Here is a 23,551-nt window from a genome sequence, read left to right on the forward strand (position 1 = left end):
CGTGACCGCCTCCGGGGAGGCGGTCCGTCGGTGTGCATGATTCTTTTATCAGGCCGGAAACAGCCAGGGCGCCTCGGCGCGGCGTTTCTCCTCGTAGGCGCGGATATCATCGGCATGCTGCAGGGTGAGGCCGATGTCGTCCAGCCCGTTGAGCAGGCAATGACGTCGGAACGGGTCCACCTCAAAGGAGAAGCTCTGCCCCGAGGGGGTTTCCACCGTCTGCGCCTCCAGGTCCACGGTCAACTGATAGCCGGGCTCGGCCAGCACTTCATTGAAGAGCTGATCGACGATGGCCTCGTCCAGCACCAGCGGCAGCAGTCCATTCTTGAAGCTGTTGCTGAAGAAGATGTCCGCATAGCTCGGGGCAATCACGGCCCGGAAACCGTAATCGGTCAGGGCCCACACCGCATGTTCGCGGGAGGAGCCACAGCCAAAGTTCTTGCGGGCCAGGAGGATCTGCGCGCCCTGATAACGTGCATCGTTCAGCACGAAATCCGGGTTCTGGCGACGCTGGCTGTGATCCATGCCCGGCTCGCCCGGGTCGAGATAACGCCAGTCATCGAACAGCGTGGGGCCAAACCCCGTGCGCTTGACGGACTTCAGATACTGCTTGGGAATGATGGCGTCGGTGTCCACATTGGAGCGATCCAGCGGCGCCACCTTGGCGGTCAGTCTTTGAAATTTTTCCATGGGGTCACCTCACTCAGTTCATTTCCCGGACATCGACGAAATGCCCGGCCACGGCCGCGGCGGCTGCCATGGCGGGGCTCACCAGGTGGGTACGCCCACCCAGGCCCTGACGACCCTCGAAGTTACGGTTGGAGGTTGAGGCGCAGCGTTCACCCGGCTCCAGGCGGTCGGCGTTCATGGCCAGGCACATGGAGCAACCCGGATCGCGCCATTCAAATCCGGCGTCCAGGAACACCTTGTCCAGGCCTTCCTGTTCAGCCTGCTGCTTCACCAGGCCCGAGCCCGGCACCACCATGGCGAGCTTGACGCTCTCGGCCACCCGGCGACCCTTCACCACCTCGGCGGCAGCCCGGATATCCTCCAGGCGACCGTTGGTGCAGGAACCGATGAAGACCTTGTCCACCGGGATGTCGGTCACGGCCATGCCCGCCTTGAGGCCCATGTATTCCAGCGCCCGCTCCATGCCCCGGGTCTTGACCGCATCACCGGCGGTGGCCGGATCGGGTACCCGACCACCGATCGGCGCCACCATCTCCGGAGAGGTCCCCCAGCTCACCTGAGGCTGGATGCTGGCGGCATCGATGTGCACCACATGATCAAACTTCGCGTCGGGATCGGACTTGAGTTCCTGCCAGACCGCCACGGCCTGCTCCCAGTGCTCACCACGGGGCGCATAGGGTCGCTCCTTCACGTAGTCGATGGTGGTCTGGTCCACGGCCACCATGCCGGCCCGGGCGCCCGCCTCGATGGCCATGTTGCACACGGTCATGCGACCTTCCATGGACAGATCACGAATGGCCTCACCGCCAAACTCGATGGCGCAACCGGTGCCGCCAGCCGTGCCGATCTCGCCAATGATGGCCAGGACGATGTCCTTGGCGGTGACCCCGGGGCCCACCTTGCCGTCCACGGAGACCAGCATGTTCTTCATCTTCTTCTGCAACAGGCACTGGGTGGCCAGCACGTGCTCCACCTCCGAGGTACCAATCCCCACGGACAGGGCCCCGAAGGCCCCATGGGTGGAGGTGTGGGAGTCACCGCACACCACGGTCATGCCCGGCAGCGTGGCCCCCTGCTCCGGCCCGATCACATGCACGATGCCCTGACGCACATCGCCCATGGGGAAAAAGGTGATGCCCAGGCTGGTGACGTTCTGCTGGAGCGTTTCCACCTGGGTACGGGAGACGGGATCTGCGATCCCCTTGTCACGGTCCGTGGTGGGCACGTTGTGATCCGGTACGGCCAGCACCGTGTTGGTACGCCAGGGCTGACGTCCCGCCAGACGCAGGCCCTCGAAGGCCTGGGGTGACGTCACCTCGTGCACCAGGTGCCGATCGATGTAGAGCAGGGCCGTGTCGTCGTCCTCGCGGCGAACCACGTGGGCGTCCCAGAGTTTGTCGTAGAGTGTCTTTCCGGTCATGGGTGAATACCTCGATTGCCTCTGGTGATAAGGATAGAGACCGGAGTTGGATAACGCCAATTCATCTTATTCATGTAAAGTATTCCTGGCGAGAATTCCAAACCCACACCCCTTGCGAGAAGCCTCATGCTCCCGGAAAACCTCAAGGCCTTCCTGGCGGTGGCAAACACCGGCTCCTTCTCCGAAGCAGCACAGACCCTGCACCTCACCCAGCCGGCGGTGAGCAAGCGTGTGGCGGCCCTGGAGTCGGAACTGGGCCAGCGCCTGTTCGACCGTATTGGCCGCCGCATCAGCGTGACGGAGGCCGGCCGGGTATTGCTGCCCCGGGCCAGGCTCATCCTGGAGGACCTGGCGGAAACGCGACGGCTGCTGGACAACCTCTCGGATCGCGTGGAGGGCCCCCTCATCCTGGCCACCTCCCATCACGTGGGTCTGCGCAGGCTGCCGCCCGTGCTCGAGGCCTTCGCGCGGCGTTACCCGGCGGTGGAACTGGACATCCGCTTCATGGAATCGGAAGAGGCCTGTCGGGCGGCCGAACTGGGGCAGGTGGACCTGGCCGTGGTCACCCTGCCGGAGCAGCCTTCGCCCCTGCTGACCTGGCAGCGCATCTGGGACGACCCACTGGCCGCCATGGTGGCCAAGGATCATCCCCTGGCCAGCCGGACCTGCATTCCTGAAGACCTGAACGGCTACCCGGCCATCCTGCCCCCGGAAGGCACCTTCACCCGCCGCCTGGTGAATGCCGCCTTCTCCACCCAGGACATTACGCCGACACGGGTGCTGGAAACCCACTACCTGGAAACCCTGCAGATGATGATCAGTATCGGTCTGGGCTGGGGTGTGCTCCCCCTCTCCATGGGTGCGGAACTGCATCACCTGGAGTTGCCCGGTCTGACCATGCACCGGGAACTGGGCTGGGTGACTCACCGGGACCGCACCCGGTCCAACGCCGCATCGGTGCTGCTGGCCATGCTGGAGGGGGCCGATGCGCCTTCAGACCCTGCTTGAAGACGTCACGATCAGGGCGCGCTTATTGATTCACCGAATCCGGCCTCACGGAATACTGCCGCGAACCGCTACCCAGCAGGGCCGCCACAAAGCCCGCCGTGGCCAGGCCCGAGGCCATCACATACACCCACATGGGCCCCACGCCATCCCAGATGTAACCACTGGCCAGGGCCCCCATGGCGCCGCCCAGACCAAAGCTCAGGGAGGAGTACAGAGCCTGTCCCCGCCCCTGCTGGCGCCCGACGAAGAACTGATGGATCAGCGAGATGGCCGCCGCGTGGTACAGGCCATAGCTGGCCGCGTGCATCAACTGGATGACCACCAGCATCGGCAGACTGTCCACGAACCCCGCCAGCAACCCCCAGCGCACCGCGGTGATCAGCAGAGCCAGGGCAAGCAGGCGCCAGGCACCAAAACGCGGCAGCCAGCGATGCATCATGAGGAAAACCCCCACCTCAGCCAGCACCCCCAGCGCCCAGAGGTAGCCGGCCACCGTGCGGGTGTAGTCATGCTCCTCCAGGTACAGGGTGAAGAACGCATAGTAGGGACCGTGACTGGCCTGCATCAGGAAACAGGCGATCAGCAGCAGGATCACCGCCGGGATCTTCAGGGTGGTCCAGAGGGATTCCGGCTCGGGGCCGGGCTGCACCCCGCCCCCGTCCCGCACCCGCAGGGTACTGAGCCACAGGGCACCCAGCAGGACCAGCACGATCCAGGGCAACCAGGCCACGTCCACGGTCTCGAACACGGCCCCAAGGCTGCCCACCGAGAGCACGAAGCCGATGGATCCCCACAGCCGGATCCGGCTGTAGGCATGGGTGCTCTTGCCCAGGTGGTTCATGGTGGTGGCTTCAAACTGGGGCAACGCCGCGTTCCAGAAGAAGCTGAACAGGGCCATGGTGACCGCCACCCACCAGTAACCGGAGTGGAACAGCAGCCCGGCAAAGCAGATCATGGCCATGCCCGCAGCGATGCGCACCACCAGGGTGCGCTTGCCGGTGTGGTCCGCCAACCAGCCCCACACATTGGGGGCAATGATCTTGGTGGCCAGAACAATGGCCATCAGCTCGCCGATCTGCCCGGCGGCAAAACCCTGTTCCTTCAGGTACAGCCCCCAGTAGGGCATGAAGGCGCCGATGCTGGCGAAATAGAAAAAATAGAAGCTGGAGAGTTTCCAGTAGGAAGCAGGCATGAAGTTTCCGGAATCAAGGCGGTTGGGGCGAGGGTGGCGAACAGGGCGTCATGCCCGCCGCCCCCTCCTCCCCGGCCCTTCTCCCCTGAGGGGAGAATGGAGAGTCGCTGTTGATCAGAGGGGGCAGCTGGAGCCCCTAACGCCCCCCCACCTGCCCCCGATGCCGCAACGCATGATCCATCAGCACGATGGCCAGCATGGCCTCGGCAATGGGCGTGGCGCGGATGCCCACGCAGGGATCATGGCGCCCGGTGGTGATCACTTCCACCGGCTCGCCATGCACATCCAGGGATCGCCCCGGCAAGCGGATGCTCGAGGTGGGCTTCAAGGCCATGCTCACGCGGATATCCTGCCCCGAGGAGATCCCTCCCAGCAGCCCCCCGGCGTGGTTGGAGACAAACCCCTCGGAGGTCATTTCGTCACGGTGCTGGGTACCCTTTTGCTCCACACAGGCGAAGCCATCACCGACTTCCACGGCCTTGACGGCATTGATGCCCATCATGGCGTGGGCGATGTCGGCGTCCAGCCGGTCAAATACCGGCTCACCCCAGCCGGCGGGCAGACCCGTGGCCTCCACGTTGATGCGAGCACCGATGGAGTCCCCTTCCTTGCGCAGGGCGTCCATATAGGCCTCCAGCTCCGGCACCTTGGCGGCATCGGGACAGAAGAAGGGGTTGGTGTCCACCACGGACCAGTCCACGGCATCGATGCGGATGGGCCCCAACTGGGCCAGATAACCCCGCACCTGCACCCCGAAGTGCTCGCGCAGATATTTCTTGGCAATGCCGCCGGCGGCCACTCGCATGGCGGTCTCCCGGGCCGAACTGCGACCCCCGCCCCGGTAGTCCCGCAGGCCATATTTCCTGAAGTAGGTGTAATCCGCATGACCGGGCCGGAAGCGCTCGGCGATCTCCGAATAGTCCTTGGAGCGCTGGTCGGCATTCTCGATCAACAGCCCGATGGGCGTCCCGGTGGTCACGCCTTCGAAGACCCCGGAGAGGATCTTCACCTGATCCGGTTCACGACGCTGGGTGGTGTGCCGGGAGGTCCCCGGGCGGCGCCGGTCCAGGTCGCCCTGCAGATCGGCCTCGCTCAACGCCAGGCCAGGGGGACAGCCATCGACGATGCAGCCGATGGCCGGGCCGTGGCTCTCGCCAAAGCTGGTCACAGTAAACAGCTTGCCTATGGTGTTTCCGGACATGGATGCAGGGCCCCGAAGGATGGCCCCTCACCCGCCGGGCGGGAGAGGGTTTGGGGTAAGGGCGGACGGACTGCGGAATCAGATCACGCGGGAGAAGCGCTGTTCCGTGGCCTCACGCAGATAACGGTCAAAGGTCATGCAGATGTTGCGGATCAGCAGACGACCGGCGGGCTGCACGGTGATGGTGTTACCGGAGACCTTGAGCAGACCATCGTCTTCCATTGGCTTGAGTTCCTTGAGTTCACGGGCGAAGTAGTCCGTGAACTTGATGCCGTGCACCTTTTCCACGTCCTCGAAGGCCAGTTCGAAGTGGCAGATCAGACGGGTGATCACATCGCGGCGCAGTACATCGTCGGCATCCAGTTCCACCCCGCGGAAGACCGCCAGCTTGCCGTCATCGATGCACTGGAAGTACTTCTCCAGGTCATGATGGTTCTGGCTGTAGCTGTTGCCCACCACGCCCACACTGGTGGAACCCAGGCCCACCAGATCACAGTTGGAGTGGGTGGAATACCCCTGGAAGTTACGGTAGAGGGTGTGGTCTCGCTGGGCCACGGCCAGTTCGTCATCGGGCTTGGCGAAGTGGTCCATGCCGATATACACATAACCGGCCTCGGTGAGCTGCTGGATGGTCTGCTGCAGCATGGCCAGCTTCTCGCCGGGGCTGGGCAGTGCCTCTTCTTCAATGCGGCGCTGGGGCTTGAAGCGGTCCGGCAGGTGAGCGTAGTTGAACACCGAGATCCGGGCCGGATCCACCTTGATGATCTTCTCGATGGTATCGCCGAAGGTCTTGCGATCCTGATGGGGCAGGCCGTAGATCAGGTCCACACTGGTGGAGCGGAAGCCCAGGCTTCTGGCCTCTTCCAGCACACCCAGCACCAGCGACTCACTCTGCACCCGGTTGACGGATTTCTGCACCTTCTCGTCGAAGTCCTGCACGCCCAGGCTGATGCGGTTGAAACCCAGCTTGCGCAGCAGACCCAGGGTGCTGTCGTCCACTTCCCGCGGGTCGATCTCGATGGAATACTCGCCGGTGTCGTCATCCAGCAGCCCGAAGTGCTCGGCGGTCTTGCCCATCAGCTCGGTCATCTCGTCGTGGGAGATGAAGGTGGGCGTGCCGCCGCCCCAGTGCAGCTGGGTCACCGGACGGTTCTTGTCGAACAGCGCGCCCTGCATGGCCATTTCCTTGTAGAGACGGTCCAGATAGGGCTTGGCCTTGGTGCGGTCCTTGGTGACCACCTTGTTACAGGCGCAGTAGAAGCACACCGTGTCGCAGAAGGGGATGTGGAAATACAGCGACAGCGGACGCCCGCTGGCATTGGTCTCCCGGGCGATCTCCGCGTAGCGCTCCGCCCCGAAACCTTCGTGGAACTGCACCGCCGTGGGATAGGATGTGTATCGAGGACCCGCCGTATTGTAACGGTTGATCAGGTCCAGATCGAAATCAATGCTCTGCGACAAGCTCATGGCGGCTAGGTACCCGGGGATAAAGTGTTGATCATCTATTGTAACCGCTCATCATAAACATGCCGAACCGGATTGGCACGCCTGAACGGCCATTTGCGTGACTTGTGCCATGTTGGGGCCATGTGAGCGCCACTCGAGCACCCCTGCACCCGGCATCACCTCAAAGCGACTGTACCTGCTCGAAGGTGAGCAGGAACACCCCCTGCCCCCCGTGCTCGAACTCCAGCCAGGTGAAGGGCACATCCGGCAGGCGGGCCTCCAGGGCCGGGGCACTATTGCCCACCTCCACCACCAGGATGCCACCGGGCTTCAGGTGTCGGCCGGCGTCCTTGAGGATGCGCACCGTGGCCTCCAGGCCATCGGGGCCGGACGAGAGCCCCAGCTCCGGTTCATGGCGAAACTCCGGGGTCAGTGCGGCCATGTCGGCGGCATCCACATAGGGCGGGTTGCTGACGATGATGTCGTACTGCCTGGAACCCAGTTCCGCCAGCAGATCCGACTCCAGGGCCTCTACCCGATCCTCAAGCCCGTGCAGGCTGATGTTCTCCCGTGCCACGTCCAGGGCATCCCGGGAGATATCGGTCAGGTCCACCCGGGCATCCGGGAACACATGGGCGCAGGCAATGCCGATGCAGCCGCTGCCGGTGCACAGATCCAGCACCCGCTCCACCTGTTCGGGCTCGATCCAGGGGGCAAAGCCCTGGCCAATCAACTCTGCCAGGGGTGAACGCGGCACCAGCACACGCTCGTCCACCTTGAACTCCATGCCCATGAAATAGGCTCGACCGGTAAGATAGGCGGCCGGCTTGCGGGTCTCCACCCGTTGGTGCAGCAAATCCAGCACCCGGCGGCGTTCGTCCCGGGTGAGGCGACAATCCAGCCAGGCGCCGGAGAAGTCATGCGGCAGGTGCAGGGCCTGAAAGACCAGCCAGGCGGCCTCGTCCAGGGCATTATCGGTGCCATGGCCGAAGGTCAGGCCGGCGGCACTGAACCGGCTCATGCCGAAGCGGATGTAATCACGCACCGTGACCAGATCGTCGGTGTCAGAAGCGATGTCCATGAGATTCATGCGGGTGATGGAGGGCTGTGGGATAATACCCTCATGAGCGATCAAGAGGCCAACTGGCGGGACTGGCTCAAGGCCCTGCCCCTGTATCTGCTGCCCCACCACGCCATCTCGCGCGTGGTGTACCGGTTGTCACGCTGGGAGACCAGCCTGAAGGACCCGGTGGCACGCTGGTTCATTCGTCAATACGGGCTCAACATGGCCGAGGCGCTGGACCCGGAGCCCGCCCACTACGCCAGTTTCAATGCCCTGTTCACCCGAGCCCTGCATCCAGAGGCCCGCCCGCTGGACACCCATCCGGACGCCCTGCTCAGCCCCGCCGACAGCCGTGTAAGCCAGTTCGGCAAACTGCACGATGGGCGGATCATCCAGGCCAAGGGGCGTGATTATTCGGCCCAGGAACTCCTGGGAGGCTGCCCGCAGCGCGCGGCGCCGTTCGCAAACGGCGACTTCATCACCCAGTACCTGTCTCCCAGCGACTATCACCGGGTGCACATGCCCTGGGATGGCGTGCTCCGGGAAACGGTCTACGTGCCCGGCAGGCTGTTCTCGGTAGCGCCCTTCACCACGCGTACCATTCCCCGGCTATTCGCCCGCAACGAGCGCCTGGTCTGCCTCTTCGACACCGACATGGGCCCCATGGCCATGGTGCTGGTGGGCGCCATCAACGTGGCCTCCATCGAAACCGTCTGGTCCGGCGAGATCACGCCACGCCTGCCACGAGAGATGGAGGTCAAGGCTCATCAATCCGAACCGGTGAGCCTGTCCCGGGGCGATGAGATGGGCCGTTTCAACCTGGGCTCCACGGTGATCCTGCTGCTGCCCGAGGGGGCGGTGGAATGGTCCAGCGAGCTGACCAGCGGGCGCAAGCTCAAGATGGGTGAGGCCCTGGGGTGGATGAAGCCGGTATCGATGCGTTAGGAATACCTTGGGAAGCCTATGCCCGCTCCCAGTCGAAGGCCAGCACGTCCCGGATATCGTCCACGCCGCCCAGGCACATGAGCAACCGATCCACACCCAGGGCCACCCCGGCACAGCCGGGCAAGCCAGCTTCCAGGGCCTTGAGAAGCCGCTCGTCCAGGGGCATGGGCGATAACCCCTGGCGCGCGCGGCGATCCTGATCCGCCTCAAAGCGACGGCGCTGTTCCGCGGCATCCCCCAGTTCGTGAAAGCCGTTGGCCAGCTCCATCGCCCCCCAATAGACCTCGAAACGCTCCGCCAGCGGCGGCTCTCCGGGACGGACCCGGGCCAGGGCCGCCTGACTGGGCGGATAGTCGTGAATGAGGGTCAGGCTGTCGGCCTGAAAGGCCTGGCAGACCACGGTGGACATGAGCAGATCCAGCCAGCCATCCCGATCCAGGCTGCCTTGCACATCCAGCCCCAGAGACCGGGCACGCCGGGACAGCTCCATCTCACTGGCCTGAAACGGATCCACCCCGGCGTGACGGAGCATGGCCTCGCGATAAGTCAGCACTTGCGCGCCAGCCGCCAGCCGATCACCAGCCACCTGGCGAATCAGCGCCTCCACTTCGGCCATGAGCGCATGATGATCAAAGCCCACCCGATACCATTCCAGCAGGGTGAACTCCGGATTATGGTGGCGCCCGGCCTCCTCACCCCGAAACACGCGGGCAATCTGGTAGATATCCCCACTGCCCGCCGCCAACAGCCGTTTCATGGGGAATTCGGGGGAGCTGTGGAGCCAGCGCCTGCCGCCCCCCAGAGGCACGGAAAGGCTCTGGATGGCAGGATCGGTGGCCCCGGCCATGGACAGGTACGGGGTTTCCACCTCCAGCACCCCACGGCCGGCAAAGAAAGCGCGAATGTCTGCCAGCAGGCGCGCCCGTTGGCGTAACCGCCCGAACGCGGCAGCCGGCTTCCAGGTCATGCCCGCGACACGTACTCGCCGCTACGGGTGTCCACGCGGATCACGTCCCCCTCGTTGACGAACAGGGGCACCTTGACCACGGCACCGGTTTCCAGGGTGGCCGGCTTGGTGCCGCCGGTGGCGGTATCACCGCGAATACCCGGGTCGCACTGGGTGATGGTGAGCTCCACGAAGTTGGGCGGTGCCACCGACAACGGAGAATTGTTCCACAGGGTCACCACGCAGGTGTCCTGTTCCTTGAGCCACTTCATGGCATCTGCCACGGCGGTCTCGCCGGCGGCATACTGCTCGAAGTTATCGGGCACCATGAAATGCCAGAACTCGCCGTCGTTGTAGAGATACTGCATCTCCGTATCCATGACGTCGGCGGCCTCTACCGACTCGCCAGACTTGAAGGTCTTGTCCAGTACCCGACCGGTCTTGAGATTGCGGATCTTCACGCGGCTGAACGCCTGACCCTTGCCAGGCTTGACGAACTCATTTTCCACGATGGTGCAAGGATCGCCGTCCATCAGGATCTTGAGTCCGCTCTTGAATTCGTTGGTGCTGTAGGTTGCCATGCTCAAAGTTCTCCGGGTCGAGCCCCTCGGCTCGCATTGGGGTAAGGGAAAACCGTGGATGCCGGGCGCATCCGGGGCGAAACACTGGCACCGGGCCCGGGAAACGCGGCAAAATGCCCGGTCGCCCCGTGTCCACCCTCTGGGTAAAACCGCCAATGATAACGCGATTGACCGCCGACCGTCAGGCTTGTGCCTGGCAGACGGCACTGGCAGAAGCCATCACCGATCCGGAGGCCCTGATTCGCCGCCTGAACCTGGATCCGGGACTGCTGCCCGCGGCCCGGCTGGCAGCACAGCGGTTTCGCCTGCAGGTGCCGGAAAGTTACGTGTCACGAATGCACCCGGGTGACCCGCACGACCCCCTGCTGCGCCAGGTGCTGCCACTGCAGGGCGAGTTCGAAGCAGCCCCCGGGTTCGTGGAAGACCCGGTGAGGGATCTGGATGCCATGGCGGCCCCTGGCGTCATCCAGAAATACGCCGGCCGAGCCCTGCTGATCACCACCGGCGCCTGCGCCATTCACTGCCGTTACTGCTTTCGTCGTCATTATCCCTACGGGCAGGCCTCGGCCGGACGCAGCCGCTGGCCAGAAACGCTGGCCTGGCTGCGCTCGCGACCGGATATCCATGAGGTCATTCTCAGCGGCGGCGACCCCCTGATGCTGACAGATGGCGAACTGGCCGCCATGACACGGGATCTTGCCCGCATCGACCACCTGCGCACCCTGCGCGTGCATACCCGGCTACCGGTGATCCTTCCGGAACGTCTCGGACAGGATCTGATTGACTGGCTCACGGGCACCCGTCTGCGCCCGGTCATGGTGATCCACGCCAACCATGCCCAGGAACTGGACGCCTCCACCTGCAGTGCCCTCGCCGCCCTGGACCGGGCCGGCGTGCGCCTGTTCAATCAGGCCGTTCTCCTGCGTGGCGTCAATGACAGCGTCGCCGCCCTGGGTGATCTTGGCGAGGCTTTGTTCGAATCGGGTGTGCAGCCCTATTACCTGCACTTGCTGGACCCGGTGAGCGGGGCCGCGCATTTCGCGGTGAAAGAAGCGCCGGCGCTCGCCATCATGAAGGCATTGGCGGCTCAGCAGCCAGGTTACCTCCTGCCCAGACTGGTCAGAGAGATCCCAGGCGCACCGGGCAAATCCTCGCTGACCGAGGCCGGATATCACACCTGAAAACGGCAAGCCCGGGATGCGCTTATGCCACCCTGTACGAACCATGCGTCAAAAAATCATTTGTTACCCAGGTAGAGGTGCGCTATAAAATATAGTGAACTCCGTCACACTTTTTAATGTCTCACCCCGTATTTGAGAGACACGCTGGAGCACTCCGCCATGCTGGTCGGGACCCCGTCGATGCACCTGGAAACCGAGCCATTCCCCACTCAGCCCCGCAAGGTGAAGCGCTGGTTGAAGGAACTGCCCCTGGCCAACACCGGCGAGACCACCCGGCTGCTCTACCAGGGCCTGACCGAACTCAATCGGTTGCGGATGCCCGCTTACGATCGCCTGGAAATCCTCGAGCTTCTGCGCCCCACCCGGAGATTGATCCTCGATCAACTGAGCCGACACTTTGTCAGCCGCTCCCTGCCCCTGCCTGCCCGAAGCCAGCGCATTGCCGACATCAACACCGATTTGCTGTACGAGGTCGCCATGGGTTACCTCCAGGTGGTGCGCGAAGGCAGTTCCGGAGCCAACAGCCTGGCGCCTCGACACCTGGCCCTGGGCATTCACCGGGCCATGCGCGCCCTGGCAGAACGCCACTTTCACGCCGGGCGCCTCTATCAGCCCACGCCCGACGGGCTTTGGGAGCAGGCCCACTGGCTTTACCATCTGGCCGAACAGAGGCAGTTGGTCGCCCAGGAGATCAAGGATACGGAACTGAACGGTCAGCGGCGCAGCACCGTGGCGCATACCTACAAGCAGATGAGTCTCTACAGCCTGGCTGACCCGCTTACCCTGCACCAGGGGGATACCGATGCCCTGACCCGCTACCTGGAAGGTTCTGCCCAAGCGTGCGCCATCACCACCTCCCCCGTGGCAGACAACGCTGATTACCTGTACGTGCTCGACCTGAGCACCGATGAGCCACCCGCCTACGTTCATGGTTCAGAGGCTGGCCGGCATGAGGCCGTCCGTTACCTGAACCTGTTCCCCCTGATCCGCCAGATACGCGAGGAGCTGCGCGCCAACGCCCAGGACGCCCCGGGCCCGCTCCACAGGGACATAGCGGCCCGCGTCCTGCAGGCGTGGACCAACAATGCCCGTCGTCGCTTCAGTCGCATGTCCAACGACGGTCACGTCGACGTCGTGCTGGGCATCACTGCCGCCCACGACATGATCCGCCAGGCCGTCAACCCTGCCCCCCAAGCCAGCATGATCGGCAAGGCCCAGGAGCGGGACAGGGCCTTCGAAGAACTTTCCCTGGAACGCATGTCCGATTCCCCACGCTACGAAAGTGAGGGCATTACCGTGCGCTACCTGGCAGACATGCCCCAGGATGTGACGTCCAACGCCTGGGACACCATCGCCAAGGGCAACCTGGTCACCGACCGCACCACTGAGGATCAATCGAGGGCGTTGCATCCCGGCAAAGAGGCACCCGTTCCCACCTCCTGGGAAATCCTCGACACCAGCGCCGGAGGGTTTCGGCTGCGCTGGCGGGGCGATGTGAGCGTTCGGGCCCAAGTGGGTGAACTGATCGCCCTGCGGGATGCCACCTCTGGACGCGAGCATTGGCGCCTGGGCATGGTCCGCTGGATACGCAGCCCCAGCAACTCCGGCCTGGAAGTCGGCGTCAAGATGCTGGCTCCCAAGGCCATGCCGGTGGACATCAGTCCGGTGCGGCATGGACGCCCCATGGGGCGCAGGGTTCCGGGGCTGCTGCTGCCGCGGATCAAGGTGCTGGAGCAACACGCCACCCTGGCATGTCGGGCCGGCCTGTTCGAGGCGGGCGAGCAGGTGGCCGTCACCCTCGCGGGTCGCACACTCATCGTTGCTCTCTCCGCCATCGAAACCCAGTCCAGCCTGTTCACTCAATTCCAGTTCCGCCCAGCGCAGTCCACTGCGGCCCCTGAAGGCGAAACATCGCATAAGAACACTCCGCTCTGGCCCGACATCCTGTAGCACCCCAGGTCCGCTCGTTGGTGACCGCCCCGGCATTGTCTGTATAATCGCCGGCAGTATGGGTGATCGGCTTGACAGCCGATCATGGTTCCCGCCCGAGCAGGCCCGGATCGCATGGAAAATATCATCCGCCTTCTGATCATCGACGATGATCTCAACGACGCCGAGATGATGGTCAGCACCCTCAAGTCCGCTGGATTTGCGGTCAGACCAGAGCGCGCCGAAGACGAAGAAGAACTCCACGAAAAGCTCCGCAGCCACACCCCGGATGTGGTCATCTGCACCTTGAATCACCCTGAACTGTCACTGGAAAAGGTGGTGGAGGCCAACCAGCACATGGGGCGCCACGCCCCCATCGTGGCCGTAGCCACCTCCCCGGACGTGGACGTGGTGGACTGCATGGAACTGGGCGCCCACGACATGGTGCAGAAAAACCGCCTGGATCACCTGCGCCACGTAGTGACCCGGGCCGCCGAGTTCCAGCGGCAATGGCGCCGCCTCAAGACCTTCGAATCCGGCCTCAGGGACACGGAAAGGCGCTGCAAGACCCTCCTGGACAGTTCCCGTGATGCCATTGCCTACGTGCATGAGGGCATGCACACCTACGCCAACACCTCCTACCTGGAACTGTTCGGTTATTCCCACCTGGACGACATCGAGGGCATCCCCCTCATGGACATGGTGTCCCGGGACGACCAGCAAAAACTCAAGGATTTCCTGCGCGCCTATGAACGCAATCGGGGCCAGGACCAGGACGCATCCGACTCCGAGCCCCTGGACCTTCAGATCCGCACCGCCGGCGGCGAAGCACTGGCCGTGCAGATGGAATTCAGCCCGGCGACCATCGAAGGGGAGCCCTGCACACAGATCCTGATCCGAAACCGCACCAGCAATACCCGGGAACTGGAAAAGCAGCTCAATTACCTGGCCCAGCGTGATCTGATCACGGGTCTGTACAACCGCCAGTACTTCATGGAGCGCTTGCAGGATGCATTCAGCACGGCCACTCAGGGCAACGGCAACGCCTCACTGATCGAACTTCGCATCGACCGATTCTCCAACATCCGCGAGACGGTGGGGGTGGCCGGCGGTGACCTGGTGCTGGGGGATATCGGCAAGCTGCTGGAGGAGGTCTGCGCAGAGGAAGATATCGTCGCGCGCTTTGATGGCGAGGCCTTCGCCATTCTCACCCGCCAATGGGAAAGCGAAACCCTGGAGCGTTTCACTCAGGGCATCCTGGAAACCATCTCCAATCACATCTGTGACGTGGAGGGCCGCTCGCTGACCTGCACCGCCTCCATGGGCGTTGCCCGGATCGACGAGAACGCCCCGGACATGAACGAGCTGCTTTCCCGCGCCCAGAAGGCCTGCCAGCAGGCAGCCCGGGAAGGCAACGGTCACCGCGTGGTCATCTATCGCCCCAAGGAACGGGAGATGACCCAAAAGCAACTGGACGAGACCTGGACCGCCCGCATCAGCGAAGCGATTCGGGACAACCGGCTCCACCTCCTCTATCAGCCGGTGGTGAGCCTGCACGGCGAGAGCGGTGAGCGTTACGAGGTGTTCATGCGGCTGCTGGATGAGGACGGCGAAGCCATCAGCCCAGCTGAATTCATGCCCAGCGCGGAACGCACCAACATGGCCAAGGCCCTGGATCGCTGGGTGATCGATCACGCGGTGCAGCGACTGGCCACACAACGCAAGGCCGGCCACGACACCATCTTCTTCATCAAGATCACCGCGGGCTCACTGCACGATCCGGGCATGCTGCCCTGGATCATGGAACGCCTGAAAGAGCACCGCATCCCGGCGGAATGCGTGGTCTTCGAGCTCAAGGAGAATACCGTGGTGGCCTATCTGAAGCAGGCCAAGGAATTTGCCAAGGCCCTGAAGAGTGTCCACTGCCAACTGGCCCTGGAGGACTTCGGCAACGGCCTGAATCCGTTCCAGGTGCTCAATCACTTCCCCGCGGACTATCTCAAGGTGGATGCCTCGTTTACCCGAAACCTGCCCAGCAGCGAAGAGAACCAGAAGGCCATGCGCCAGATCACGGACACGGCCCATTCGCAGAACCGCCTGATTCTGGCCCAGCAGGTGGAAGATGCCAACAGCCTCTCCATCCTCTGGGGGCTGGGGATCAATTACATCCAGGGCAACTTCCTGCAGCCCCCGTCGGAAGGTTTGGAATACGACTTTTCAACAATGGGATGAGGGGCAATACCTGCCCCTCATCCCGAGCAGCCATACAACCATCAACGCCCCGACTTCAGCGCCATGATCCGCTCTTCCAGGGGCGGGTGCGTCATGAACAGGCGCTTGAGGCCCTGGGTGACACCACCGCCGCGGATACCGAAGGCCTGCATTTGATCAGGCATCTGTGAAGGCTGTCCCTGAGCGGCACGCAAGCGCTCCAGAGCCGAAATCATCTTCTCCCGGCTGGACAGTTCGGCACCACCGGTGTCGGCCCGGAATTCCCGCTGACGGGAGAACCACATCACGATGATGGAGGCCAGGATGGCCAGGATGATCTCCGCCACGATGGTGGTAATCCAGAAGGCCGGGCCATGACCCTGCTCGTTCTTGAACACCACCCGGTCCACAAAGTGCCCGATCACGCGGGCCAGGAAGATCACGAAGGTATTCACCACCCCCTGGATCAGGGCCAGCGTCACCATGTCGCCGTTGGCCACGTGACTCACCTCGTGACCCAGCACAGCCTCCACCTCATCCTGCCCCATGTTCTGCATCAGGCCGGTACTCACCGCAACGAGGGCGTTGTTCCTGGACATACCGGTGGCGAAGGCGTTGGGATCGGGGGAGTTGAAGATTCCCACCTCAGGCATGCCAATGCCGGCCTGCTTGGCCTGCCGCCGCACGGTGTCCACCAGCCACTGTTCGGTGGGGTTGCCAGGCTGTTCAATCACCTTGACACCCATGGTCTTCTTGGCCATCCATTTGGAAATGGCCAGGGAGATGAACGAGCCACCGAAACCGAATACCAGCGCGAACACCAGCAGGTTGTTGAGATTCAGTCCGGTCCCGGTCTCGTCCAGGATCCGTTCAACGCCCAGAATCCGCAGGGTGATACTGAGCACCACAATGATGGCCAGGTTGGTGGCCAGAAAAAGGGCGATACGCTTCATGTTCTCTCCGTCGATGAGAAGATTGCCGACTTTGTCCGGCGTATTAGATGGGGTTTACCGTTAAAAATTCAAGCTCGGCAACAAGGATAGTCCCATTGAATGGGTCCTCTTGAGTCCCCTGTGGGAGCGGCCCCCGGCCGCGAAGCCCATGCAGGGAAGGGCCACGGTGGTGATTCCACACCCCGTTCGCGGGCAGGCCCGCTCCCACCCAAAAACCTCAAAAACCGGGACAGATTCCTTTCGCTTCCAAGAGGAGGATCATTGGGGCCTCAGGGTGTCCACCTTCTGGAAACCTCGGGGGAGTTTTGTGCCGCGTTTGCCGCGTTCTCCCAGGTACTCCCGCCATTCATCCGGCTTGAGGGTCTTGAACTTCTTGCCCGCCACCACGGTGAGGCTGTCACTTCCGTCAAGCAAAGTCAGGTCCGCCAGAGACTCTTCGCCAGCCTTGAGGCGGGCGGAGGGGATATTGATGATCTTGTTGCCCTTGCCCCGGGGCATGCAGGGCAGTTCCGAGAGAGGGATCAGAAGCAGGTAACCGTCGGTGGTGGCGGCCGCCAGGTACTGTTGCCGGGGATCACGCACCCGCATCGGATGGCGCACGCAGGCGCCCTGGGGCACCGTGAGCACCGCCTTGCCGGCACGGTTGCGGGAGATCATGTCCTCCATGCGGCAGATGAAGCCATAGCCGTGATCAGTGGACATCAGGTACAGATCCTCCCCTGCCCCCATCATCACGCCCACAAAGCGCGCCCCATCGGGTGGCGACAGGCGCCCCGAGATCGGCTCCCCCTGCCCTCGGGCCGACGGCAGGGTATGGGCGGCCAGGGCATAGGTGCGGCCCGTGGAATCCAGGAACACCGCCTGCTGGTTGCTGCGTCCCTGGGCGTCGGACTGATAGGCATCGCCAGACTTGTAATTCAGCCCTTGGGCATCCACCTCGTGGCCCTTGGCGGCCCGCACCCAGCCCATCTTCGAGAGCACCACGGTAAGGGGCTCGGCCGGCACCAGGGCGGATTCGTCCAGGGCCTGGGCGGCGGCGCGCGCAACAATGGGTGAGCGTCGATCATCGCCAAACTTCTCGGCATCCGCCTCGATCTCGTCACGCACCAGACCACGCAGCCTGACATCGGAACCCAGCACGGTCTGCAGGTGATCCCGTTCCTGCTCCAGTTCATCCTGCTCGCCGCGGATCTTCATCTCCTCCAGGCGGGCCAGGTGGCGCAACTTGAGTTCCAGGATGGCTTCAGCCTGAGTGTCCGTGAGCCCAAAACGTTCCATCAGCACGGGCTTGGGCTCGTCGTTTTCACGGATGATGCGGATCACCTCGTCGATGTTCGGGTAGGCAATCAGCAGGCCTTCCAGGATGTGCAGGCGCTTGAGCACCTTGTCCAGGCGCCATTGCAGGCGGCGGCGCACCGTCTCCACCCTGAACTCCAGCCACTCGGCCAGCAGCGCCGGCAGGCTTTTCACCTGTGGCCGCCCGTCCAGGCCGATCAGGTTCATGTTCACCCGGTAGCTGCGTTCCAGATCGGTGGTGGCGAACAGGTGGGCCATGAGGCCTTCCGGATCGACGCGATTGGAACGGGGGGTGATCACCAAGCGGGTCGGATGCTCATGGTCCGACTCATCCCGCAGGTCCTCCACCATGGGCAGCTTCTTGGCGTTCATCTGTGAGGCAATCTGCTCAAGCACCTTGGCCCCGGACACCTGAAACGGCAGGGCGGTGATGATGATGTCGCCATTCTCCCGTTCAAAGCGGGCGCGCATGCGCAAACTGCCATGACCCGTGCGGTACAGGGCCATGAGATCCTGACGCGGGGTGATGATCTCCGCATCGGTGGGGAAATCCGGGCCCTGGATGTGCTCGCAGATCTGTTCCAGCCCTGCATCCGGGTCCTCAAGCAGACAGATGCAGGCGCGGGCCACCTCACGAAGGTTATGGGGCGGTATATCGGTGGCCATGCCCACAGCGATCCCCGAACCACCATTCAACAACACGTTGGGCAACCGGGCGGGCAGCACCTTGGGCTCTTCCATGGTGCCATCGAAGTTGGGCACCCAATCCGCCGTGCCCTGCCCCAGTTCCGACAGGAGCAATTGGGCATAGGGGGACAGGCGCGCCTCGGTGTAGCGCATGGCGGCAAAGGACTTGGGATCGTCCGGAGAGCCCCAGTTGCCCTGCCCGTCCACGAACGGATAACGGGAGGAGAAGGGCTGAGCCAGCAGCACCATGGCCTCGTAACAGGCCGAATCCCCATGGGGATGGTATTTGCCCAGCACATCGCCCACGGTACGGGCGGACTTCTTGTGCTTGGACAGGGCCGACAGGCCCAGCTCACTCATGGCGTAGATCAGGCGCCGCTGTACGGGCTTGAGGCCATCCCCAACATGGGGTAGTGCGCGGTCCAGGATGACGTACATGGAATAGTCCAGGTACGCCTTTTCCGTGAAGGTGTGCAGCGGTTGCTGTTCAACACCATCCAGGTTCAGTTCGAGATTGCTCATGGCTCAGCGGGACTCAGTCATCGGTCTTGGCATCCCGCATGTAAAGCCAGCCCATGGGGGCCATCATGAGATACCCGCCGATGATCATCACCACGGAGTAACCCGGGAATCGCCATTCAGGGGGATAGAAGCTGCCCACGCCACCGGTGGCCAGCTCCAGGATACCGGTCATGGCGATGATGATGCCCGCGAAGCTGAGCAGGATCAGCCCCAGGCGTGTTCCGAATCCAACCATTGGTTTTGCCACGTGTACACCTGTTGATTCCTGAAGTTAAGCCCCTCTCCTCGTTCGAGGAAAGGGGGTTGGGGTGAGGGAAAAACCCCGGCACAGTGCCCGCCGTGCCCCTCATCCCCGCCCTTCTCCCCGCGGGGGAGAAGGGAGTTTAACCCCTCATCTCCGAAGACATTCTCACCGCAGGTAAGAAGGGAGTTCAGCCCCTCTCCCCTCCGGGGAGGGGGGTTGGGGTGAGGGGAGAGGGGCTTCTGGCCCCGCTCAATCCACTTCTGCCAGATGTCCCTTGGACTCCAGCCAGCCCCGGCGATCGGAGGCACGCTTCTTGGCCAGCAGCATGTCCAGCAAACCCATGGTCTCGTCGCCGGCGTCCAGGGTCAGTTGCACCAGGCGGCGGGTATCCGGGGCCATGGTGGTCTCGCGCAGTTGCAGCGGATTCATCTCTCCCAGCCCCTTGAAGCGGGTCACCGCCACTTTTCCCTTTTTCTTCTCGGCCGCGATGCGCTGCAGGATGCCCTGTTTCTCGTCCTCATCCAGGGCATAGAAAATCTCCTTGCCCACATCCACACGGAACAGCGGCGGCATCGCCACGTACACCCGCCCCTGCTCCACCAGCGGGCGGAAATGCCGGACGAACAGGGCGCACAGCAGGGTGGCGATATGCAGGCCGTCCGAGTCCGCATCCGCCAGGATGCAGATCTTGCCATAGCGCAGATCCTTGAGATCCTCCGCACCGGGGTTCACGCCGATGGCCACACTGATGTCGTGGATCTCCTGGGAGGCCAGGATCTGATCCGGATCCACCTCCCAGGCATTCAGGATCTTGCCCCGCAGCGGCATGATGGCCTGGAACTCCCGGTCCCGGGCCTGCTTGGCGGAGCCGCCGGCGGAATCCCCTTCCACCAGGAACAGTTCGGTGCGACCCAGATCCTGGGCGGCGCAGTCGGCCAGCTTGCCCGGCAGGGTCGGGCCCTGGGTCACCTTCTTGCGAACCACCTTCTTGCCGGCCCGCATGCGCTTCTGGGCGCTGTTGATGGCCAGCTCGGCGATGCGCTCTCCGGCGCCCGGATGCTGATTGAGCCAGAGGCTGAAGCTGTCCTTCACCACGCCCGAGATGAAGGGGGCCGCCTCGCGGGACGACAGACGCTCCTTGGTCTGGCCCGCAAACTGGGGGTCGAGCATCTTGAAGGAGAGGATGTAGGCCACATTCTCCCAGACATCCTCCGGGGCCAGTTTCACGCCCCGCGGCACCAGGTTGCGGAATTCGCAGAATTCCCGCACCGCATCCGTCAGACCGGTACGCAGACCATTCACATGAGTGCCGCCCTGGGCGGTGGGGATCAGGTTCACATAGCTCTCGGCCACGCCTTCACCGCCTTCGGGCAGCCATACCACGGCCCAGTCCACCGCATCGGTCTCGCCACTCATGCTGCCCATGAAGGGCTCATCAGGCACCCGTTCGGCACCGTCCAGGGATTCCACCAGATAGTCCCTGAGTCCGGCCTCATAGCACCAGTCGCAGCGCTCGCCGGTGATTTCATCATAAAAGGACACCGCCAGCCCGGGGCACAACACCGCCTTGGCACGCAGGATGTGCTTGAGACGGGGTACGGAAAACCTGGGGGTATCGAAATAACCGGCATTGGGCCAGAAGCGCAGGCAGGTGCCCGTATTGCGCTTGCCCACCTCGCCCACCACCTTCAGGTCGGTGACCTTGTGCCCGTCGGCAAAGCTCATGTGGTGTTCCTTGCCGTCGCGCCGGATGGTCACCTCCAGCTTTTCCGACAGCGCATTCACCACCGAGACGCCCACGCCGTGCAGGCCCCCCGAAAAGCGATAACTCTTGTTGGAAAACTTGCCGCCGGCATGCAGCGTACCCAGGATCACCTCCACCCCGGGGCGTTTTTCCTTGGGATGCAGATCCACGGGCATGCCGCGGCCGTTATCGGTCACCGATACGGAACCGTCGGCATGCAGCACCACGTCCATGCGGTCAGCATGGCCCGCGATGGCCTCGTCCACGGAGTTGTCGATGACCTCCTGGGCCATGTGGTTGGGCCGGGAGGTATCGGTGTACATTCCGGGGCGCTTGCGCACCGGGTCGAGTCCGGAGAGGACTTCGATATCGGATGAGGTATAGGAAGATGAGGCGCTCATGCGCGTGCAATCGTCGTCTGCCAGGGCGCGGGTACTGTATGGGACATCATCGTGGGTGGCAAGCCCAAAGCCCCCGCAAGCCCGCCGCCCGAGGATGAAAACACCCGGCTCAGAACATCAGCGCCATCATCTTGCGACGATAGTCATTGACCAGCGGATGCCGGGCACCCAGCAATTCGAAGGCCGCCAGCAGACCCTTGTGTCCGGCATCCTCGCCATACGTGCGATGCTTTTTCATGAGCTGCATGAGCATGGCCAACCCCGCCTCATGTTCGCCCGCGAGGATTCTGGCGGCGCCCACCCGGTGCAGCGCTTCGGGATCATCCGGATTCCCGTCGAGGCGCTCTTCCAGTGCCGGGATTGCTGCCAGATCGCCACGCGCCCGGGCCAGCCGTAGCTGGGCGTCCACGCGGCGGCCCGCATCCTCCTGATGGAGATGCACGGGCACCGTCTTCATCACCGCCTCAGCCTCGTCCACGCGACCCAGCATCAACAGGGCCCCGGCCTGATCGATCTTGAGTTCTTCGTCTTCCGGGTTGGCCTGGCGGGCGACCTCCAGATGAGCCAGGGCCGTCTCGGCATCGCCCGCTTCCAGCGCCTCCCGGGCTGCCCGGCGCGATTCGGAACCCGGGCCGGGCAGGTGCTTGTCCAGCATCTGTCGGATGGTGGATTCCGGCTGCACGCCCATGAACTGGTCCACCGGCTCGCCGTCACGGAAGACCAGCACCGTGGGCAGGCTGCGCACCCCATACTGGAGCGCCAGGTCCTGCTGCTGATCACTGTTCACCTTCGCCAGCAGGAAACCACCGGCGTACTCCTCGGCCAGCTTGGCCAGGATGGGCATGAGCATCTGACAGGGCTGACACCAGTCTGCCCAGAAGTCCACCAGCACCGGGCGCTGCTGCGAACCTTCGATAACGAGGGCGTGGAAATTCTCCTGAGTGATATCGACGATGTGGTCGGAAGTGCTCATGAATTGGCCTTGTACTGAAGTTGCGTGAGTCCCAGCCCGGGGGGCCGATGGGTGACCCTCTATTCTCGGGGTAAAGACTCAGGTTTCAAGAGGTTGACTGGATCAACGTCCGCCCGACACATGGTCGATCATCTGGGCAATCTCACCCGCCGGACGATAACCGGGGATCATGTCGCCGGTCTCCAGCAGGATGGCCGGCGTGCCGTTCACGCCCATCATCTGGCCCGCCCGCAGATGATCGCGCACTGGCGTATCGCACGGATTCTCGGAAATGGAGCGCCCCGCCTTCACCTGGTCCATGGCCTCGGCGCGGTCATCGGAACACCAGATGGACACCATTTTCTCGTAAGTGGGCGTGCCTTCACCGGAGCGAGGGAACATCAGGTAACGCACGGTAATGCCGTCCTCATTGAGTTTGGCCACCTCATCATGCAAACGCCGGCAGTAGGGGCAGTCCACATCGGTGAAGACGGTAATGGTGTGACGGGACTCGCCCTCGGCAGGGTAGATCACCATGCTGGTCTCGCTGAGCCCTCCCAGGATCTCCTGCCGACCTTCGGAACGGGCCGCAGCAGTGAGACTCCGTCGGGTGTCCAGTTCCACCAGGTCCCCCTCCAGCACATAGCGGCCATCCCCGCTCATGTAGAGGACCTGCGCGCCGAAACGCACCTCGTAAAGATCCTGGATGGGAGTTTCGCGAATGCTGCTGACCTGGGCATTGGGCACCAGAGCCTCAATGCGCTCTCGCAACTCACCGGGAGCGTCAGCATGGGAAAGGCCCGGCAGGGCCAGCAGGAGGATCATGACAAGGACAATGCGGTAGCTGGGCATGGTTCAACTCTTGGAATGGGTTGGGCCGCGATCGCGGTGTCGCCGGATTGAAACGCGGAACATATTACCCGGGGGACTGATTAAAAG

The 23,551-nt window shown here is 63.4% G+C and carries 19 protein-coding genes; 5 read left to right on the forward strand and 14 right to left on the reverse strand.

The annotated features are described in order from the left end of the window. Positions 1 to 48: 48 nt before the first annotated feature. Positions 49 to 690, reverse strand: coding sequence for a 3-isopropylmalate dehydratase small subunit (leuD, locus tag LPW30_RS06950; protein WP_025281178.1), 642 nt, complete (start codon positions 688 to 690; stop codon positions 49 to 51). 13 nt (positions 691 to 703) lie between these two features. Continuing rightward, positions 704 to 2,110 carry a 3-isopropylmalate dehydratase large subunit gene (leuC, locus tag LPW30_RS06955; RefSeq protein WP_238624218.1) on the reverse strand — a complete coding sequence of 469 codons (1,407 nt, stop codon included), beginning with the start codon at positions 2,108 to 2,110 and terminating at the stop codon, positions 704 to 706. 126 nt (positions 2,111 to 2,236) lie between these two features. Here leuC and LPW30_RS06960 point away from each other — a divergent pair, with 126 nt between their 5' ends. Continuing rightward, positions 2,237 to 3,118 (forward strand): LysR family transcriptional regulator, encoded by an 882-nt coding sequence (locus LPW30_RS06960; protein WP_238624217.1) that lies wholly within the window; start codon positions 2,237 to 2,239, stop codon positions 3,116 to 3,118. Between the two features lie 22 nt (positions 3,119 to 3,140). Here LPW30_RS06960 and LPW30_RS06965 read toward each other — a convergent pair whose 3' ends face one another. From LPW30_RS06965 to prmB, 4 genes are all read right to left on the reverse strand, one after another. After that, entirely contained in the window at positions 3,141 to 4,310 is a 1,170-nt protein-coding gene (locus tag LPW30_RS06965) for an MFS transporter (RefSeq protein WP_239680405.1), read from the reverse strand. A 136-nt stretch (positions 4,311 to 4,446) separates the two neighbouring features. Then, positions 4,447 to 5,511, reverse strand: a complete 1,065-nt coding sequence (gene aroC / locus LPW30_RS06970; RefSeq protein WP_239680406.1) for a chorismate synthase — start codon at positions 5,509 to 5,511, stop codon at positions 4,447 to 4,449. Between the two features lie 78 nt (positions 5,512 to 5,589). Beyond that, on the reverse strand, positions 5,590 to 6,978 hold the full coding sequence (gene hemN / locus LPW30_RS06975; RefSeq protein ID WP_029762321.1) for an oxygen-independent coproporphyrinogen III oxidase: 1,389 nt from the start codon (positions 6,976 to 6,978) through the stop codon (positions 5,590 to 5,592). Between the two features lie 160 nt (positions 6,979 to 7,138). Beyond that, entirely contained in the window at positions 7,139 to 8,038 is a 900-nt protein-coding gene (prmB, locus tag LPW30_RS06980) for a 50S ribosomal protein L3 N(5)-glutamine methyltransferase (RefSeq protein WP_025281172.1), read from the reverse strand. Positions 8,039 to 8,080: 42 nt separating this feature from the next. On the opposite strand from prmB, the gene asd reads away from it, so the two are divergent. Then, positions 8,081 to 8,965 (forward strand): archaetidylserine decarboxylase, encoded by an 885-nt coding sequence (asd, locus tag LPW30_RS06985; RefSeq protein WP_025281171.1) that lies wholly within the window; start codon positions 8,081 to 8,083, stop codon positions 8,963 to 8,965. 16 nt (positions 8,966 to 8,981) lie between these two features. Here asd and epmA read toward each other — a convergent pair whose 3' ends face one another. Together epmA and efp are read right to left on the reverse strand one after the other, a co-directional pair. After that, positions 8,982 to 9,932 carry an EF-P lysine aminoacylase EpmA gene (gene epmA, locus LPW30_RS06990; protein ID WP_239680407.1) on the reverse strand — a complete coding sequence of 317 codons (951 nt, stop codon included), beginning with the start codon at positions 9,930 to 9,932 and terminating at the stop codon, positions 8,982 to 8,984. Next, a complete protein-coding gene (gene efp / locus LPW30_RS06995) occupies positions 9,929 to 10,492 on the reverse strand; it encodes an elongation factor P (protein ID WP_025281169.1) in 564 nt (187 codons plus the stop codon). Before efp ends, epmA begins: the two co-directional genes overlap by 4 nt. Positions 10,493 to 10,647: 155 nt before the next feature. Between efp and epmB the strand changes: the two genes are divergently transcribed. The 3 genes from epmB to LPW30_RS07010 all read left to right on the forward strand — a co-directional run bounded on the left by epmB (position 10,648) and on the right by LPW30_RS07010 (position 15,834). Continuing rightward, positions 10,648 to 11,673: an EF-P beta-lysylation protein EpmB gene (epmB, locus tag LPW30_RS07000; RefSeq protein WP_238624212.1), complete on the forward strand. Its 1,026-nt coding sequence runs from the start codon at positions 10,648 to 10,650 to the stop codon at positions 11,671 to 11,673. 159 nt (positions 11,674 to 11,832) lie between these two features. Next, positions 11,833 to 13,623, forward strand: a complete 1,791-nt coding sequence (locus tag LPW30_RS07005) for a hypothetical protein (protein WP_239680408.1) — start codon at positions 11,833 to 11,835, stop codon at positions 13,621 to 13,623. Between the two features lie 114 nt (positions 13,624 to 13,737). Next, complete coding sequence (locus tag LPW30_RS07010; protein ID WP_238624210.1) at positions 13,738 to 15,834, forward strand: GGDEF domain-containing response regulator; 2,097 nt, start codon at positions 13,738 to 13,740, stop codon at positions 15,832 to 15,834. A gap of 41 nt (positions 15,835 to 15,875) precedes the next feature. Here LPW30_RS07010 and htpX read toward each other — a convergent pair whose 3' ends face one another. The 6 genes from htpX to LPW30_RS07040 all read right to left on the reverse strand — a co-directional run bounded on the left by htpX (position 15,876) and on the right by LPW30_RS07040 (position 23,464). Then, on the reverse strand, positions 15,876 to 16,766 hold the full coding sequence (gene htpX, locus LPW30_RS07015) for a protease HtpX (protein ID WP_025281165.1): 891 nt from the start codon (positions 16,764 to 16,766) through the stop codon (positions 15,876 to 15,878). A gap of 258 nt (positions 16,767 to 17,024) precedes the next feature. Then, positions 17,025 to 19,271 (reverse strand): DNA topoisomerase IV subunit A, encoded by a 2,247-nt coding sequence (gene parC, locus LPW30_RS07020; RefSeq protein WP_239680409.1) that lies wholly within the window; start codon positions 19,269 to 19,271, stop codon positions 17,025 to 17,027. A 13-nt stretch (positions 19,272 to 19,284) separates the two neighbouring features. Further along, positions 19,285 to 19,518 (reverse strand): hypothetical protein, encoded by a 234-nt coding sequence (locus tag LPW30_RS07025; RefSeq protein ID WP_128571872.1) that lies wholly within the window; start codon positions 19,516 to 19,518, stop codon positions 19,285 to 19,287. Between the two features lie 246 nt (positions 19,519 to 19,764). After that, complete coding sequence (parE, locus tag LPW30_RS07030) at positions 19,765 to 21,660, reverse strand: DNA topoisomerase IV subunit B (protein ID WP_238624208.1); 1,896 nt, start codon at positions 21,658 to 21,660, stop codon at positions 19,765 to 19,767. Positions 21,661 to 21,769: 109 nt separating this feature from the next. Next, the gene (trxA, locus tag LPW30_RS07035; protein ID WP_239680410.1) at positions 21,770 to 22,633 is read right to left on the reverse strand and encodes a thioredoxin; all 864 of its coding nucleotides are present in this window, start codon (positions 22,631 to 22,633) and stop codon (positions 21,770 to 21,772) included. 102 nt (positions 22,634 to 22,735) lie between these two features. After that, positions 22,736 to 23,464, reverse strand: coding sequence for a DsbC family protein (locus LPW30_RS07040; RefSeq protein ID WP_238624206.1), 729 nt, complete (start codon positions 23,462 to 23,464; stop codon positions 22,736 to 22,738). Positions 23,465 to 23,551 lie beyond the last annotated feature (87 nt).

The organism is Ectothiorhodospira variabilis (assembly GCF_022227625.1).
Taxonomy (GTDB): domain Bacteria; phylum Pseudomonadota; class Gammaproteobacteria; order Ectothiorhodospirales; family Ectothiorhodospiraceae; genus Ectothiorhodospira; species Ectothiorhodospira haloalkaliphila.

What these genes read in the sequence shown, in the direction of transcription:
- leuD (WP_025281178.1), bottom strand. Translation starts at nt 690, where the DNA reads ATGGAAAAATTTCAAAGACTGACCGCCAAGGTGGCGCCGCTGGATCGC.
- leuC (WP_238624218.1), bottom strand. Translation starts at nt 2,110, where the DNA reads ATGACCGGAAAGACACTCTACGACAAACTCTGGGACGCCCACGTGGTT.
- LPW30_RS06960 (WP_238624217.1), top strand. Translation starts at nt 2,237, where the DNA reads ATGCTCCCGGAAAACCTCAAGGCCTTCCTGGCGGTGGCAAACACCGGC.
- LPW30_RS06965 (WP_239680405.1), bottom strand. Translation starts at nt 4,310, where the DNA reads ATGCCTGCTTCCTACTGGAAACTCTCCAGCTTCTATTTTTTCTATTTC.
- aroC (WP_239680406.1), bottom strand. Translation starts at nt 5,511, where the DNA reads ATGTCCGGAAACACCATAGGCAAGCTGTTTACTGTGACCAGCTTTGGC.
- hemN (WP_029762321.1), bottom strand. Translation starts at nt 6,978, where the DNA reads ATGAGCTTGTCGCAGAGCATTGATTTCGATCTGGACCTGATCAACCGT.
- prmB (WP_025281172.1), bottom strand. Translation starts at nt 8,038, where the DNA reads ATGGACATCGCTTCTGACACCGACGATCTGGTCACGGTGCGTGATTAC.
- asd (WP_025281171.1), top strand. Translation starts at nt 8,081, where the DNA reads ATGAGCGATCAAGAGGCCAACTGGCGGGACTGGCTCAAGGCCCTGCCC.
- epmA (WP_239680407.1), bottom strand. Translation starts at nt 9,932, where the DNA reads ATGACCTGGAAGCCGGCTGCCGCGTTCGGGCGGTTACGCCAACGGGCG.
- efp (WP_025281169.1), bottom strand. Translation starts at nt 10,492, where the DNA reads ATGGCAACCTACAGCACCAACGAATTCAAGAGCGGACTCAAGATCCTG.
- epmB (WP_238624212.1), top strand. Translation starts at nt 10,648, where the DNA reads ATGATAACGCGATTGACCGCCGACCGTCAGGCTTGTGCCTGGCAGACG.
- LPW30_RS07005 (WP_239680408.1), top strand. Translation starts at nt 11,833, where the DNA reads ATGCTGGTCGGGACCCCGTCGATGCACCTGGAAACCGAGCCATTCCCC.
- LPW30_RS07010 (WP_238624210.1), top strand. Translation starts at nt 13,738, where the DNA reads ATGGAAAATATCATCCGCCTTCTGATCATCGACGATGATCTCAACGAC.
- htpX (WP_025281165.1), bottom strand. Translation starts at nt 16,766, where the DNA reads ATGAAGCGTATCGCCCTTTTTCTGGCCACCAACCTGGCCATCATTGTG.
- parC (WP_239680409.1), bottom strand. Translation starts at nt 19,271, where the DNA reads ATGAGCAATCTCGAACTGAACCTGGATGGTGTTGAACAGCAACCGCTG.
- parE (WP_238624208.1), bottom strand. Translation starts at nt 21,660, where the DNA reads ATGAGCGCCTCATCTTCCTATACCTCATCCGATATCGAAGTCCTCTCC.
- trxA (WP_239680410.1), bottom strand. Translation starts at nt 22,633, where the DNA reads ATGAGCACTTCCGACCACATCGTCGATATCACTCAGGAGAATTTCCAC.
- LPW30_RS07040 (WP_238624206.1), bottom strand. Translation starts at nt 23,464, where the DNA reads ATGCCCAGCTACCGCATTGTCCTTGTCATGATCCTCCTGCTGGCCCTG.